Origin of the sequence: Prevotella sp. oral taxon 376 (assembly GCF_003043945.1) — a bacterium.
Classification (GTDB): Bacteria; Bacteroidota; Bacteroidia; order Bacteroidales; family Bacteroidaceae; genus Prevotella.
On sequence record NZ_PYXG01000001.1, the window covers coordinates 494,567 to 508,698 of the forward strand.

A 14,132-nucleotide genomic window follows, 5' to 3' on the forward strand; every position below is an offset into this window, starting at 1 on the left:
AGGAAAGGGGAGAAAGCCGACGCCTCCTCCCCCTTCGATTGGATATATCTGTTACTACTTTATCGTATAACCTGCTGCCGTAATGCCATTGGCATTCGTCTTTGCGCCAGAGGCATTACCTGTCCGCATGAAATAACTACCCACCTTTCCTTTCGCGTTTACCTGATAAACCTGAGCATAACCAGATACTGTCGCATGGGTAAACACATCTGTGGAAGAAAGAACGACATCTATTCCAGCTATCTGGTTCATCGTGTTTGAGGAATACTGAGGAACCGAGGAAAACTCCACATTATTATTGGTCCTATTGTAATAAATAATCTGCGACAGGTCCTTCGTTACAGTATACCAGGCCCAAGTATAGTCGGGGTCGCCAAGCTCTGTCTCGTAAAACATCCACGGCTTACCCCAATCCTTTGCTTTCCGGGTAACTAAAGCAGGTACGAATGCCACATATTTCCCATTTACCTGCTGATTTTGGCCGTCACGAGCATCCAAGAACACTCCAAACTTCGCAGAGCAATTCTCATAATCAATCTCAAGACATGCGTCTAAAACAGCCGTACCATATAATCCCGTGATACCGATATTGTTCGTATGCTTCGTTCCGTTGGCGTCCGTCAGTTCAGCAGAAGTTCTTGGCTCTCCAAATATAAGGCCTTCAAATGTATAGGGATCCGACGCTCCAGTTATAGCACCTGTTCCCGCAAAGACTTTTGTCGTATAAGAATATGTCCCCTTGAAGTCATTAGGCTCAAGCTGGGTGATAACATATTTCAATATTATTCCACCTGCCTTCAAGTCTATTTCGCCCGTTCGGGGAGCCCCCGTCGCGTTGGCCGCGACATGAATCCGTCCGCCTTCGAAAGTCAGCCAGGTAGCCTCAGAGGATTCGAGTGTGGCTCCCGCAACCTCTATACTGCTCTCCCCATCTTTCATCCATTGGGTAATCGTCTTACTTCCTGCCAGCGTAATGGGCATGGTATAAAGCTTCGCTCCCTTCAGGGTGGAGACATCTTCTTCCCCACTCATCGTTACATGTTCTACCGTATATTCACCTGTATAGTCGACATCACCTATCTTGGAGTTAACATTCAATAGCTCTAAAGGTTTTGCCGTGGTGGGCCAGAAGCAGACATAGGCGATGGCCGTCTTCGTTCCATCCGCATTTTCCTGCACTTCGGCAACCTTCGCCTTTGTAAAAGGCACGGTTCCGTTTGTAATGGTAGCTCCGCTTGCCTTACCCCAACCACATGTATATTTACTATATGCATTCTCCCCATACAGGTCTATCGGTGTTTCACCCTTCACCAGTTCCGTACCAGCGGGGAACACAGCTTTTACCTTCAGAATAGAGGTGCACAGTTCGGGATTCGAGTTGAAATTCACATTCTTCACGGTCAACCGGGCGTTTGCGTCATCCCACTCATAGTTCTCCGCCTTGGTCATGTCGTGGTTGGTAACCCGTTGCATGTGAGCCGTGGCATCTTCCAGCGTACCGTCCTGCACGCTCAGATCATTATTAAACTTTTCGTAGAAGTCTGGCTTACTCTTCGCACTTGCCAGGATCATGTGCAAATCGGTCAGTTCGCCGCCGGTCATGATGTGTTTCAGCACCTCAGCCGTCAGCTCACCCGAGTTGGAAGTGAATGTGCCACCCATGGAAGAAACGCCCGTACAGGTCAGCTTGTACTTTCCCAGAGGTGATGTACCTTTACGAAAGAATACCGTGATATAATCGACATCCTTCTCGAAGGTGGCCTTCAAGTTGGTGCCATTATCGGTATAGACGGCGCGAGACTCCGGCTTCAAGGCTACAGTGATAGAGACACCCTTGCCCGCTACCGCCTGATTCGAGTCAACACCCTCTATCTCGTCAGAAGAGCAGGATGCCAGCGACAGAACCGATGCCAGCATGGCAACAAACATAAACAACTTATTCTTCATGGCTCAATCCTCCCATACATTATAGTCGTGATACTTATAACCTCCTTCGTTTTCCTTCGAGAGGTTACCGTCGCCCGGGATTTCCGGACTGGGGACTGCGGTACTTCCGTCACAAAAGGATTCCATGGCATCGAGGCCCATCACCTTGATTCGCGGTTGCTGATAGTTTTTTCTCGTATCCTGCAGACTTTCCATGCAGGAATCGAATACAAGATTTTTCATTGGCATTTAATTTATTGTTTTATACATTTTAGGTTCTGATTATTAGGATATGACAGGAAAAAGCATCCTTTTCGCCTGCTATACTTTGCAAATATAGCCTTTAAAAATTATTTTTCAAACAATACCCCGATGATTTCAAGTATTTTTTCACACCTTTTTGCGCTAATTTGCGCAGAAAAAGGACAGTATCTCTGCGCCCCTAATCAATTCCCCTGAAAGTAGCTAAGAGCCTCCCTTCCCCTTACTAACGGCGTGTAATCATGTTACAAGCGGTGTGTAATCATGTTACAAACAGCGTGTAACACCTTCACGGAGTACGAATCTTGCAACCCCAACAAGCATACAGCATCACCGCAAGAAAGCATGGCACGCATATCCAATAGGCATTGGGGCTAATCTTGCTAATGCACTTTCTTCCTCAAATATATTCCATGTTGATTATCAATGATTTATACTTGTATGGTACAAAAATGTTTCCTCAATTTGAGTAGTATCGATTAGTAAACATCTTGGATGTTGTCACCCTAAATATGATAAACATATTTTCCTAAAAAGAATGAAAACATTTTGAATTATACATAATTATTTATATCTTTGCATTGTACAAGGACTAGTCAGGGTGGTCTAAAAGAAAAATTTATTCCATCCAAGGTTTTTACCAGATATTAGATGAGGTGCACCTCATCTAATATTGTTTTTATTATGTGTCTTTTTCCCAGAACTCTTCAAAACGGTGATAAGATTGCTGGTCACCAAATCTTCCTAAATTATCTGAGAAATCAATTATATTGCAGGTTTCTGTTCCTCCAAACTTTGGGCCTCTTAAACCACGACCAACAATTTGTTCATAAAGAATATCGCTAAATATAGGTCTGCAAATTACAATGTTATTTGTTTTAGGAGCATCAAAACCAGTTGTTAGTACACTGTGATTCACTAACATTTGAAGTTCCCCTTTCCTAAATTTATCAATATAAACTAATCGCTTATGTCTTGGGGTTTCTGCTGTAATAGCAGCAGCTTGAATTCCTTTTACAATTAGTGCTGCTGTTAAAAGGTTAGCATGTTCAACATTACAAGAATAAACTATAGTCTGTTTCTCTTTAACAGATATTAGGACGTCTAGTATCTTTTTGTTCCTTTTTACACTTTTTGCTAACATTTTACAGCCTCTATTTTCCATTTCTTTTTCAAGAAATTCTAATGAAGGATTAGCTTCTCCACCCTCAAATGTAATTATATACGTTTCTCCTGTAGTAATAATTTTATGAATAGGACGTGCTAAATAACCTTTATCTCTAAAATAATCTATGGGTGTTTGTTGGTATTTCATTGGCAAACAAGGTGTTATTAGTTTGAAAATAAAGAATTTAGTAAGTTTATTTATGTCATCGTTTCTTCCTGGTGTAGCAGTTAAGCCACATATAGGGAAAATCTTTTCACCTCTAATTTTCTGGCTATATTTATAAAATGTTTCATACATCTGAGTTACTGCGCGATGAGCCTCGTCAATAATACAAGCACCACAATTCTCTATTATTAGATTTACATTGACATTTTCTCCTTTCTTTATTGCATAATAAATTTTAGAAATACTACATACGACAATACCACCAATCAATGTGTTTTCATTTAATTCATGTTTACCATAATAACGATATATTCTAAGACTTTCTGTAAATTCTTTATGTTGCCATATTTGCTGAAATGTGGCAATCGCTTGTTCGCATAATTCTTCACTTTGAGCAATCCAAATTAGAAATTTGCCTTCATAAAATCTTGGGCGCAAATATTCTGTATATGCCTCTACTGCAATTCTTGTTTTTCCAGCTCCTGTTGGAAGGCTTATTAAGCATTTTGCATCATCACCACTTTCTGCTAAAGCTTGTTTTAGTTCATCTTTTAAGTTCTCTTGATATATCTTCAATTCTGGTAGTTTCTTATAAGGTTCTACATCCTCATAGTCTTCATAGTTTATAGGAATTGTCTTTTTGCCACTGAAAGCAGTATCTATACCAGAATTGATCATAAAATCTTTAGCCCATTGTCCACCGCGATGCCAATTTAAAGCAGAGAGTTTTCTTGATTTATGATACTCACTTTTCCCATTTGAATTACAGCGTATATTAAATGCCATATCCCTATCTACAACGTCCCATTTTTCTATTATTTTTTGTCGTAATTCTTTAGTTGTAGGCTTACTTCCTGCAAAGAAATCACCTCCTTCCATCCTCAATATTAGTTCCAACTTTTCATATTTAGACAGGTTTATATTGAGGATAGAAATTAAATCGGATATTTGACGCTCTTCGGCAAGCTTATTTATAAATCTAGTTGATAATTGAAAATGATTAATGAGTCTTTCTGCCGTTTCTTTGTAAAGAGATTGTTCCATAGGTTATTTAGGATTAAATTTATTGAAGTTTTCTTTTTCCAAAACTTGGAGTTTTTTTAGAATTTCTGAATTAATTTGTTCTAATTCTATGACTCTTCTTTTATACATTAAGATTTCTTTTTCTAAGTCATCTATAAATTTATTCCTAAATTCATCCATTTCTTTATAACTGCGTGTATGTAACCGTTCTATCAAAGGAATACGGCTTTGCAATTTAGAAATCTTTTCCCTTTGAAATTCATTTGTTGCTTTCAAACTACGGATTTCATATGAACTTTCATATTTTCTCACTTTATTTTCCAACTCTTCCAACTTATCGAGATCTTTTGTCATTAATAGAATTGTCTCTTTTTGTCCTTTTGCTAATGCAATACTTTCATCTAATTGTTTAGTCAAATCTAAAATTTGATTTTTAGACGAATAGAGTTCTTCTATCTCTTGTGCTATTTCTACTCTATACTCTGTTTGGGTTTTTGTTAATTTACTTTCCAACTTAGAAATATAGGTTTTTAGATTGTTTATTTCTTCTATTTGTTTAAAAAATTGCTTATTGATAGAAGGAATAAGTTTTACGAGAAATTTATTTATCCATGCCATAAGTAAAGAGATCTAGTGATTAGAATTTATTATATCCTCCACAATAATGCCTCTCCTCAATCCTTTTGAAGATTACTTCCCTAGTTGTGAGTACAGGTCGTTGAGAGGGGATTAAGTTTTAAGTTATCTATATTCAACGAATTAATCATTCTGCTCATAATAATACGAATAATCAATACCTTTCATAAACATTTCTCGGTCATCAATCTTGGTGGTGAGTGCAGGCAGTACCAAAGCCTTGATGTGTGTACTATCAGAAATGCTCTCACGCATGGCTGACAAATATTCGTTCTTGTCTATCTGGCTCCAATCCACGCACCGTTTGAGAGAACGCTTTAGCATGAGGTCAAGCCAAATGCGAGTGCTACGACCGTTGCCTTCCATAAATGGATGGGCTACGTTCATCTCTACATACTTATCCATAATCTCATTAAAGGTTGTTTCGGGCATTCGTTCTATTGTTTGCAGAGTTTCGGGGAAGTGCATACAATTAGCAAAGGTAAAACCTCCTTTTGAAATATTCTTCGTACGGATTTGTCCTGCAAAGTCATACAATCCTCCAAAGAGATAAGCGTGTATCTGTTGCAGACACTTGATACTGCCAGGTTCTGCCGTTTGCAAGATGCCACTTTCAAAGAGTTGATATGCTTTCTTCTTGCTCTGTCCATCAATGGTGTTGTCGCTGTAGGTAAACCAATCAAGAAATCCCATTGCCTTGACATTGGGTATTGCTTTTGCCAGTAGAACAACCCCTTCTCCATCTAACATATCTGTCAATCGTTGTTTCCCATCTGGGGCTTGCAACTTCAACTGGTTAGTAGCACTAACCAGTTCATTATTCTCCTTCTTCAACTTAGTTTTGAGATATTTCCAATAGTTCCTTGTCTTTTGATAATCGTCTTGCTCGTTAATTGCAGCAATGATGTCCAGCACAGAGAACCACCACTTATTGCGTTCGTCATCCCACACCGCCCTAACTTCACGGTCGTTGAAAAAACGAATAGATTTTTTATGCTCTACCATAATAAAGTTACTCATCTGGGGTGTTAATCAATTCCTTTGGATTGACTTGTAAAATCTCTGCTATCTGAAATAGCAATTCTAGGCTTGGCTGTCGACGATTGCAAACATATGAGTTCACAATAGTGAAACTCTTACCGAGTTTCTCTGCAAGCCATGTTTGCTTAATCCCTTTCTCGATAAGCACCTCTTTAATTCTATTAGTTGGACTTTCCATAAATATCATCTGATTGTTTGCAAATATAGTAAATATTCTTGTATAAAGAATAAAAAAGAGGAGATATTTTCTCCTCCTTCAAAAGTCTTATATCTACAATTCTATTTGCCTTTCTTATTTTGTAGATTATTCTGCATTAGACTATCTGCTTTTGCTTTCAGTCCCACATTATAATCATCTGTATGCTTTTTGATTCTTTTAATTATTGCAGCATTACGATGAATGTCAAACACATCGTTAAGCCATAGGATTTCCTTTGGGCTACATCCTCTCCATACTCTGATGATACGGAATTTCAAGGCATCATCCTTGTATTGCTGTTTACTTTGCCACAAGAAGTAATTGCCGACCAAAGAAACAAAACAAAGGACAGATACTGCTACCATATAAGTAAAGACTTTCGAGGACTTGAGGTCAAAGCTGTGTCTGTGAATATGTTCCTGCGGTATTGGATGCTCTTTCTTCTCCTGCCATTCGTGCAACATGGTCAAGACGCTTGCCACCAATTTGTCCATAGATTTAGCCTCCTCGTCCTTGATGCGCACTTGCACACCAAGATACTTGTTAATCACTTCTTTTGTTCGCTGTTCATACTGATTGAGCAATTCCTGTTCCATCTGTTCGTCACGTTGTACAGGTGGAGATGGAACAGGAAGAAAAACAGAACCGTTCTCCTTTTCTTTCAGTTCCTTTAGTTCCCTGTAAATTGTCTCCAGTTTGTTTTTGATTTCCTCAAATAGAGCAAATGTATTATTATCAGCCATAGTTATAAATGTATTTTACGTTTTTTCTTTTTCTTCTTTTTGTCGAGTGTGTTGTAAACCTCCGCAGGGACAGTACCATGAGTTTGAAATAAATCCAATCCTCCTTCGATGAGCTCGTTGGCTATTTCGCTCGTAACACTTGCAACATTGGAGATGAGGTTTACCATTCCTTGCATCTGTTGTTCGTGTTCCCGGTTATTCTGGTGCAAGGCAAAGTCTATCTTGGAATAACTGAAACCCCTATCCACTTTAGAGCCATTGAAATGATAACCGTTCTTTTCAAAGATGATACCTTGAACTTCCTGTGAGTTGCCTTTGTACTTGAAACGGACACCAATATCCTGCTTTCCCAAATGACTAAGGAGAGTTGTCCAATTCCTGCACCGAGCAATCTCTGCTTTCAACGTCTGATAGATTTCATACTTGGTCTTGTCAGGTTCTTTCAGTCGGTGTTCTTTGACATTCTCCTTACCACCAGCGAAGTACAAGCTATATTTAGCGGTCAGTTCCTTGCAAATTTTCTCACTTCTGAATCTGTCGTTACGGTCAGAAATAGTCTTGCCATTATTGTCTATCCGATTGAAAGCTATATGAATGTGTGGATGTTCCTTGTCGAAATGGCGACCGATAATGTACTGCGTATCTTTTATTCCCATCTTCTCCATGTATTCACGAGCGATCTGCGCCATCCATTCATTGCTGAGCTTGGAAGAATCCTGTGCCGAGAAACTCAGAGAGATATGCCCCACAACCTTGCTTACTCTTGGATTCAGTTCTGTCTGGTCGATGAGACTTTGGACAATATGGTTGATGCTCTCCGTTCTCACTCCGGAACTATCAATGAGTTCCGTTCCTTTCTTCGGGTCAAGGATGTAATTAATAACTCCCTTGAAGCCCGAACCTTTCATTATCTTGGCTATCATCTTCGTATCAGATTTAATATTTCATCTATCTTGCCAATGACGATTTTATGGAAAGGGACAACGGCATGAAAACCTTCTGCATTGGCGCGATGCGCCAACTGATTGAGATTGTTTGCCATTCCGCACAGTTTACGAATGAAGTCTGCCTGCTCAACCGTAAGGCGTTCAATGACGTTTCCTTTATCAAGAAGTTTTCTTATAAACTCACTCATGGTTACTCCTGCGCCTTTGGCTTTACCTTTAAGCGTATAATAATCCTGCGTATTCAGTTTTACCGTGATACGGTATTTCTTCTTTTCGGCTGCGCCCTTGGTTGGGCGACCACTTTTTTTATATTCTGTTTTTATCATACTTGTTTCTTTAATTTGATTTGATGGAGACCAACGGGATAATCCTCTGCACCGAGTGTCAGGAGGTGGAGCAAGTGGTTTTGGTATGCCCAAAACATAAACTTGCTCCCCCAGTAAACAGATTATGCCAAACTATTCCTGTAATCATAGCTTAATCCCTTTGGATTTCTTTATTTCAGCTTTCTCTGGATGCTTGGATTCAGCACATAAATACTCATTTAGGTCTTTATAATTCTGGAAGACGGAAGAGCAGTCTTGGACAGTAAAACCATCTCTTTTAAGTTGTTCTAAAGTTCGCTTTCCTCCTTCATCATTATCTAAATATGAACAGATGAGCTTGTGCTTTGAAAGAAAAAATCTTGACTTTTTGATATTATTAATCGAGTTCAGTATCAGTGTAGCTTTCTTCTCTTCATCTGGACTCATCGTAAGTAGACTAAGATAATCCATAAAACCTTCAAACAGATTGATTTGTTCTGAAGGATTGGGAACATACGACACATCGGAAGGAGGCAAACACCCTTTGAAGTATGGATTGCGCAACGCATACCCATAAGAATTGTTTGGAAAGCCTATTGCGTAAAAACTCCTATCACCAATTCTATAATGGATTTCCCTACAATATTTTTTCGCAATGTTCAGATTGATTCCTCTATGTGTGAAATATTCTATGAGATTTGGATGACATAAGTTGGTAGAACCGATAACCTCTATACGTAATTGGCTTGGAGAAGTTGTTTTGCTATTAGCTATGAATAATTTCGGCAGGATATTTTGTTTGCCATTAAACAACTCTATACCTTGTACTAAACTGCAATTATGTAATTTCATAACTAAATCTATAAGACTCCCACCTTCATCAAGTGCAAAGTCATACCATAGATTTTGATTATAATCAACTTTGAAACTTGGAGTATGTTCATTTCGGAATGGACTTTTATACATTCCGTAATAGCCATAATTCTTTATAGGGTATATAGACATACTACCTAAGTAATCTTTAATTGATATTGCTTTAATTTCATCTATTGTCATACTTGTAACTTTTAAGTTTATTACTTACTACAATGTGATATTCTTGTAAGTCATTGACAATGAAAGAAAAACATGTAGTACTAACTATCTTTGTAGTAATCATTGCATGTGTATATGGTAGGCTGGTAGTAATGAGGTAGTAACACCCTATCTAATAGTTTACTACGGTCTAACTTTTTCCCTTTCAATGCCTTATCCCTCTTTGTAGTAAAGTAGTATTAATAATTAGTATTGTAACTTTGAATAAAAGGATTGGGAACAATCTTGCGTATATGATAGACATACATTGGATTGCCACCTATCCTTTTGGATTTCCGCAAGAAACCAGCCTTTTTCAAGGCTTCTCCCATTCTCCTTTCACTTAGGTTAAGCGTTGTATATCCACGCAAATAGTTTAAGATTTCAGAAGTGGTCATATAACTCTCTTCAGTTGCTGCAGGCTTTTCCATGCCTTTAAGAAGCATTTCATACTCAACAGTCTGCACTTGAAACCCTTCGCTCTCTTGATGCAGTTCAGCTATTTCCTCTTCATTGAACCAGTAATGATAGTCAACTCTCCACAATTCAACTGCCTCGGAGTACACCTTGTTGATATTAATCTCTTTAGCTGTGTCAATATCAATATGTTCAACCTCAAAAGGTAGAAAGCGACGACTGCCTGTCGGATCTGTTAGAAAGTCATTGCCATTAACTGATGCCATAAAGCTTGCTAAGTGAGGATACTCCTCAATGTAAGTGTCGTATGGTCTACGATATTTTACTCTTGGTGTCGTTATCAGATTCTTCAATTCATTTTCATCTCTCTTATTGAGAGCCTTTAGCTGGTCGTCAATATTGATAAAAAGGTATTCTGCGATCAGTGTTTGTACATCTTTTCCTTGTGGGTCAATCTTTCCTGTGAAAAGATAACTCTTCAGTTCTTCTGGACAGAGTAAATCAAGGAAAGTTGTTTTGAATTTTCCTTGTTCACCTGTAAGAACTAAACATGTATGATTACGACACTGTAAATCATCCATAGCATTGGCTACGACAGCAACCAACCATTTTACAAAATAATGCTGCCATTTGTCTGGATTCTTTACAGATACACAGTTCGCTAACTTGATGATTTCAGAATCATCTTCACCTTTAGGCTTTGGAAGATTCAACAAATACTCACGAATTGGGTTAACTTTATTGCAAAAGTCGCTCTCCAATATTGCTCGAATATTATCTGCTGGAGTATATATTCCCAAAGTCCCATCTACCAGCCGACGCATAGAATTAATATCATACTTAGTAAGAGGACGGAATGAAGTATTAGAATCTTGTTCTCGAAACTCTGTTCTACTTTTTACTGTATTAAAACGAAAAGCATAATGCTCTTTCAAGAATTGCTCTATGCGTTCATTCTTAGATTGCTTGGCTCGCCCTTCAGCTCTTTCCTTTTCCATAATACATATATTTATAAAAGGGAAGAATCAGAATGTTTCTCAGAGATAAAAGTTTTTGCCTCCTCGTTGATTTCGGCAACAGTCTTTTTCTTACCTCCTTCAATCCATGCCAACAACTCATCTTCAAAAAAATAGAGATGCTTACCATTCTTATAACAAGGTAGTAAGCGTTTTCGTACTAAGGTGTAAACTGTGGGCTTGGCTTTCCCTATTAGTTTACACGCATCATCTATTCCAATAGGAATACGTTTGGGAGGGACAATAGGTTTTTGTCCTTTACATACTAAATTCTTGATTTCAGCAACTTCGCTGACTAAGTGAGCAACTGCCTTTGGCAAGTTCTCAAAAGTGATTTCATTTTGTACCATAATACTTGTTATTGATTTTTACGGTGCAAATGAAAAAAGTGTTTCCTCTGTGTCCTAAGACACAGAGGAAACACTATAAAAACACAATAGGTTTGTGTGTTATTCTGTTATTTGGTGGTCTGAAAGGCTTTGTACAATAGGTATAGTGCCTTTCTTCTCATCATCACGGAGATGGCTTTTTATGCTTCCAACTTCCACATCTTTGAATGTGATGGCAAAAACCTGCTTAAGGAACTGCGAAATTTCATCTTGTTTGCCAACTCTAAAATGGTTCCATATATTCCAACCAAAATGAAACAGGTCTAAGGCAACTAAACCTTTAATATTAATTGGTTCAACGTGTGATAAGGGAAGCTTAGCGGAGTACAACTCTATATATTCACAAAGCTTGAGCAAATCTTTATCTGAAACATAAGGTGCGAATTGCTGTTGAGTATATTTAATAGCTATAGTACGTTTATCTTGTACTTTCTGGTCCATTAACTTTTGTTGCTGTTGCCGAATTGAGTCAAAGTCCATTGATTGTTGCTGTTGTGCGGAAGATGGACTGCCAACACCGTCTACTACTTGTCCAGCCCCAGCGTCGGATGCTTTATCATTTGTTTTCTCTTCTTGTTTCTTTGGAAAGAAAAACTTGACTAATGCCGTAAATAGTCCCTCAACCAAAATAGACAATATAGAATAAATGATGATGCCTATGGCAACAACACTCCAAAAGACTATTTGTGCAGTAAATTCATCAACCCCTAAACGTAAGGCAACCACTCTTGCAAACAACGCAATGATGACACAAACAACAAGAACGGACAGATATACTACAATATGTTCAAAATATTTGGTATTCATATTATGTTGTCGAATTAAGTTTTATCATTTTCAATGTCTATTTGAATTGCGTTGGCAGCTTTATTTTTCTTTTCATCGACAACCTTTGCATATACTTGAGTTGTTTTGACATTTGTGTGCCCAAGCATTTTGCTTACAGTATAGATGTCTGTGCCGTTTGCAAGTTGAAGGGTAGCAAATGTGTGCCTAAAGCAATGAAAGCTGAGGTGTTTCTGAATACCAGCTTTTTCAATCCATGCCCTTAATGGACGAGAAATCCAAGAAGGATTTGGTAACCCTTCAAAAACGAGTTGTTCTGGTTGTCTTGGCTCTCCGCAAAGCTTAAACGCCTGTTCTGAGATAGGCATATACTCTACCCTTTTTGTCCTTTTCTGAGTAAAGAGAAGTTTGGCTTGGTTTCCTTCTATAGCTATTTCATTCCATTTTAGTTTTTGAATGTCGCAATGTCTTAATCCTGTTAGAGCTGAGAATAGTGCAGCTCGTTTAAGTACATCCCGTTCACAAGGAGTATTAGCTAACTTATTCAGTTCATCAAGAGTTAAGTATTCCCTTCGGGATTCTTGTTCCTGTATGCCTTTGATTTTTGCAGATAAATCTATAGTCAAATATCCGTCTATGAATGCTTGTTTGAGTGCAGCCTTAAAAATAGAAAAATACGTGGAAGCTGTGTTTCGTGATATTGTCCCTTTTTTACTTCCACCACAAGGAGCGGATAACAAGAAAAACTTGAAATCTTCTGCTAATCTATTATCTATCTGTGAAAAAAGTAGCGTATCTCCAGCAAACATTCTCAACAAAACATGTACTCGTTCCCAGTTTGTTTGAATTGAAAGGGAACTATTACGGTGTCGCTTATCTGCCACCTTATCAAAGTACTTAATGAAATTTTGTTGTAATCGTTCTTTCTGTTCTGCTTGTGCTGTTTCTGTGTCACTATACAAGCTTGCATTATCATATTCACGCTGCCGTAGTTTTCTAACACTATCTGCATAAATACAGGCCTCTTGGTCTATCTCACTTTTGCACAAGATAATTCCGTTCAAATCTCGTTTAGGTTTGAATGTTTGGGTCGCTTCGGTAGTACGGGCTGTTCTACTTTTATCCCAGACAGGAGTAGTGATTGTTCTGTTTAGATACTCACGCACTCTCTGTGGAGAATCTTTTCCAGCTACTCTCACAGGATAGCTTTCTATATACAGGTACCATTCTTTTCGATAGGCACTCTTTCGCAATCGTACTGTTGCCTTTGTATTATCAAGTTCCTTTCTCATTGTATGTCGTGGGTTAGTGTTTATACAAATTGTCTATCTCTGATTTTGGCGCATAGACGTAATTACCAATCTGCCTTGTTGGAATAGAATATTTGCGAATATGCAGATATACAGTACTATCATGGATGCCAAACTTCTTAGCTATTTCCCCAATCGTATAGCAATCTTCAGGCTCAAGCCGATAGGTTTTCACCTCCGGTTGTTTATCTATCCTTCTTTCATCGTAAGGACGTAGATTAAAGCGTTCTTGTAAATCAGCTTTGCAAATACGTATCATCCTTAGCCCAAGGTTATAAGAACGAACTTGCTTATTCCTGATTAGGCGATAAAGGGAATCTCGTCCAATATCAAATAATGCAGTTGCATCAGCTATTGAGAGATAGGGCTGGTTCTTCGGAACTCTTGCAGCCTTTTCTCTTTTCAATGCATCTAACAGTTCTTCCTTTTTTCTTTGTTTGTATGCAGCTTGAGAACAGTTCTTAGAGCAATATCTAGAGGTAAGCGTCTTTGCAATAAAAGATTTACCACAAATTTCGCATTTCCGCTCTATTTGAAATTTTGCACTTGCCATACTATTTGTATCTATTTGATTATCAATCTATCTTCTAAATTAAGTCGCACTTTATCTCCCATTAAGTCGCGGCACAAATATGGTACAAATATAAGCACAAAAACGATTAAAAACGATAAGATTTAATTATTATTAAGAAACAAAAATCCCAGTAACTCATTATATTACTGGGA

The 14,132-nt window shown here is 38.2% G+C and carries 15 protein-coding genes; all 15 read right to left on the reverse strand.

Annotation, left to right across the window (positions count from 1 at the left end; translation table 11 throughout):
* Positions 1 to 54: 54 nt before the first annotated feature.
* Positions 55 to 1,947 carry a BACON domain-containing protein gene (locus C7120_RS02135; RefSeq protein WP_107620189.1) on the reverse strand — a complete coding sequence of 631 codons (1,893 nt, stop codon included), beginning with the start codon at positions 1,945 to 1,947 and terminating at the stop codon, positions 55 to 57.
* A 3-nt stretch (positions 1,948 to 1,950) separates the two neighbouring features.
* Positions 1,951 to 2,169 carry a hypothetical protein gene (locus tag C7120_RS02140; RefSeq protein WP_107620190.1) on the reverse strand — a complete coding sequence of 73 codons (219 nt, stop codon included), beginning with the start codon at positions 2,167 to 2,169 and terminating at the stop codon, positions 1,951 to 1,953.
* A 700-nt stretch (positions 2,170 to 2,869) separates the two neighbouring features.
* Positions 2,870 to 4,564 carry a DEAD/DEAH box helicase gene (locus C7120_RS02145; protein WP_025066150.1) on the reverse strand — a complete coding sequence of 565 codons (1,695 nt, stop codon included), beginning with the start codon at positions 4,562 to 4,564 and terminating at the stop codon, positions 2,870 to 2,872.
* Between the two features lie 3 nt (positions 4,565 to 4,567).
* Complete coding sequence (locus tag C7120_RS02150) at positions 4,568 to 5,161, reverse strand: hypothetical protein (protein ID WP_107620191.1); 594 nt, start codon at positions 5,159 to 5,161, stop codon at positions 4,568 to 4,570.
* Between the two features lie 141 nt (positions 5,162 to 5,302).
* On the reverse strand, positions 5,303 to 6,199 hold the full coding sequence (gene fic / locus C7120_RS02155) for a protein adenylyltransferase Fic (protein WP_107620192.1): 897 nt from the start codon (positions 6,197 to 6,199) through the stop codon (positions 5,303 to 5,305).
* Positions 6,192 to 6,398, reverse strand: coding sequence for a helix-turn-helix domain-containing protein (locus C7120_RS02160; RefSeq protein ID WP_004362600.1), 207 nt, complete (start codon positions 6,396 to 6,398; stop codon positions 6,192 to 6,194). Before C7120_RS02160 ends, fic begins: the two co-directional genes overlap by 8 nt.
* 101 nt (positions 6,399 to 6,499) lie before the next feature.
* Entirely contained in the window at positions 6,500 to 7,162 is a 663-nt protein-coding gene (locus C7120_RS02165; protein WP_107620193.1) for a hypothetical protein, read from the reverse strand.
* A 2-nt stretch (positions 7,163 to 7,164) separates the two neighbouring features.
* Positions 7,165 to 8,085 carry a relaxase/mobilization nuclease domain-containing protein gene (locus C7120_RS02170; RefSeq protein ID WP_107620194.1) on the reverse strand — a complete coding sequence of 307 codons (921 nt, stop codon included), beginning with the start codon at positions 8,083 to 8,085 and terminating at the stop codon, positions 7,165 to 7,167.
* Positions 8,082 to 8,435: a plasmid mobilization relaxosome protein MobC gene (gene mobC, locus C7120_RS02175; protein ID WP_107620195.1), complete on the reverse strand. Its 354-nt coding sequence runs from the start codon at positions 8,433 to 8,435 to the stop codon at positions 8,082 to 8,084. The genes C7120_RS02170 and mobC overlap by 4 nt, the downstream gene beginning before the upstream one ends.
* Positions 8,436 to 8,579: 144 nt before the next feature.
* A complete protein-coding gene (locus C7120_RS02180; protein WP_107620196.1) occupies positions 8,580 to 9,470 on the reverse strand; it encodes a toprim domain-containing protein in 891 nt (296 codons plus the stop codon).
* Between the two features lie 218 nt (positions 9,471 to 9,688).
* Positions 9,689 to 10,903, reverse strand: coding sequence for a VapE domain-containing protein (locus tag C7120_RS02185; protein ID WP_107620197.1), 1,215 nt, complete (start codon positions 10,901 to 10,903; stop codon positions 9,689 to 9,691).
* An 11-nt stretch (positions 10,904 to 10,914) separates the two neighbouring features.
* Entirely contained in the window at positions 10,915 to 11,271 is a 357-nt protein-coding gene (locus C7120_RS02190; RefSeq protein WP_004368398.1) for a helix-turn-helix domain-containing protein, read from the reverse strand.
* Between the two features lie 99 nt (positions 11,272 to 11,370).
* The gene (locus C7120_RS02195; RefSeq protein WP_107620198.1) at positions 11,371 to 12,117 is read right to left on the reverse strand and encodes a mobilization protein; all 747 of its coding nucleotides are present in this window, start codon (positions 12,115 to 12,117) and stop codon (positions 11,371 to 11,373) included.
* 14 nt (positions 12,118 to 12,131) lie between these two features.
* A complete protein-coding gene (locus tag C7120_RS02200) occupies positions 12,132 to 13,388 on the reverse strand; it encodes a site-specific integrase (protein ID WP_107620199.1) in 1,257 nt (418 codons plus the stop codon).
* A 13-nt stretch (positions 13,389 to 13,401) separates the two neighbouring features.
* Entirely contained in the window at positions 13,402 to 13,959 is a 558-nt protein-coding gene (locus C7120_RS02205) for a helix-turn-helix domain-containing protein (RefSeq protein ID WP_107620200.1), read from the reverse strand.
* Between the last annotated feature and the right edge of the window lie 173 nt (positions 13,960 to 14,132).

Bases quoted from the DNA above. Each gene is read 5' to 3' on its own strand.
- C7120_RS02135 (WP_107620189.1), bottom strand. From the start codon at position 1,947: ATGAAGAATAAGTTGTTTATGTTTGTTGCCATGCTGGCATCGGTTCTG.
- C7120_RS02140 (WP_107620190.1), bottom strand. From the start codon at position 2,169: ATGAAAAATCTTGTATTCGATTCCTGCATGGAAAGTCTGCAGGATACG.
- C7120_RS02145 (WP_025066150.1), bottom strand. From the start codon at position 4,564: ATGGAACAATCTCTTTACAAAGAAACGGCAGAAAGACTCATTAATCAT.
- C7120_RS02150 (WP_107620191.1), bottom strand. From the start codon at position 5,161: ATGGCATGGATAAATAAATTTCTCGTAAAACTTATTCCTTCTATCAAT.
- fic (WP_107620192.1), bottom strand. From the start codon at position 6,199: ATGAGTAACTTTATTATGGTAGAGCATAAAAAATCTATTCGTTTTTTC.
- C7120_RS02160 (WP_004362600.1), bottom strand. From the start codon at position 6,398: ATGGAAAGTCCAACTAATAGAATTAAAGAGGTGCTTATCGAGAAAGGG.
- C7120_RS02165 (WP_107620193.1), bottom strand. From the start codon at position 7,162: ATGGCTGATAATAATACATTTGCTCTATTTGAGGAAATCAAAAACAAA.
- C7120_RS02170 (WP_107620194.1), bottom strand. From the start codon at position 8,085: ATGATAGCCAAGATAATGAAAGGTTCGGGCTTCAAGGGAGTTATTAAT.
- mobC (WP_107620195.1), bottom strand. From the start codon at position 8,435: ATGATAAAAACAGAATATAAAAAAAGTGGTCGCCCAACCAAGGGCGCA.
- C7120_RS02180 (WP_107620196.1), bottom strand. From the start codon at position 9,470: ATGACAATAGATGAAATTAAAGCAATATCAATTAAAGATTACTTAGGT.
- C7120_RS02185 (WP_107620197.1), bottom strand. From the start codon at position 10,903: ATGGAAAAGGAAAGAGCTGAAGGGCGAGCCAAGCAATCTAAGAATGAA.
- C7120_RS02190 (WP_004368398.1), bottom strand. From the start codon at position 11,271: ATGGTACAAAATGAAATCACTTTTGAGAACTTGCCAAAGGCAGTTGCT.
- C7120_RS02195 (WP_107620198.1), bottom strand. From the start codon at position 12,117: ATGAATACCAAATATTTTGAACATATTGTAGTATATCTGTCCGTTCTT.
- C7120_RS02200 (WP_107620199.1), bottom strand. From the start codon at position 13,388: ATGAGAAAGGAACTTGATAATACAAAGGCAACAGTACGATTGCGAAAG.
- C7120_RS02205 (WP_107620200.1), bottom strand. From the start codon at position 13,959: ATGGCAAGTGCAAAATTTCAAATAGAGCGGAAATGCGAAATTTGTGGT.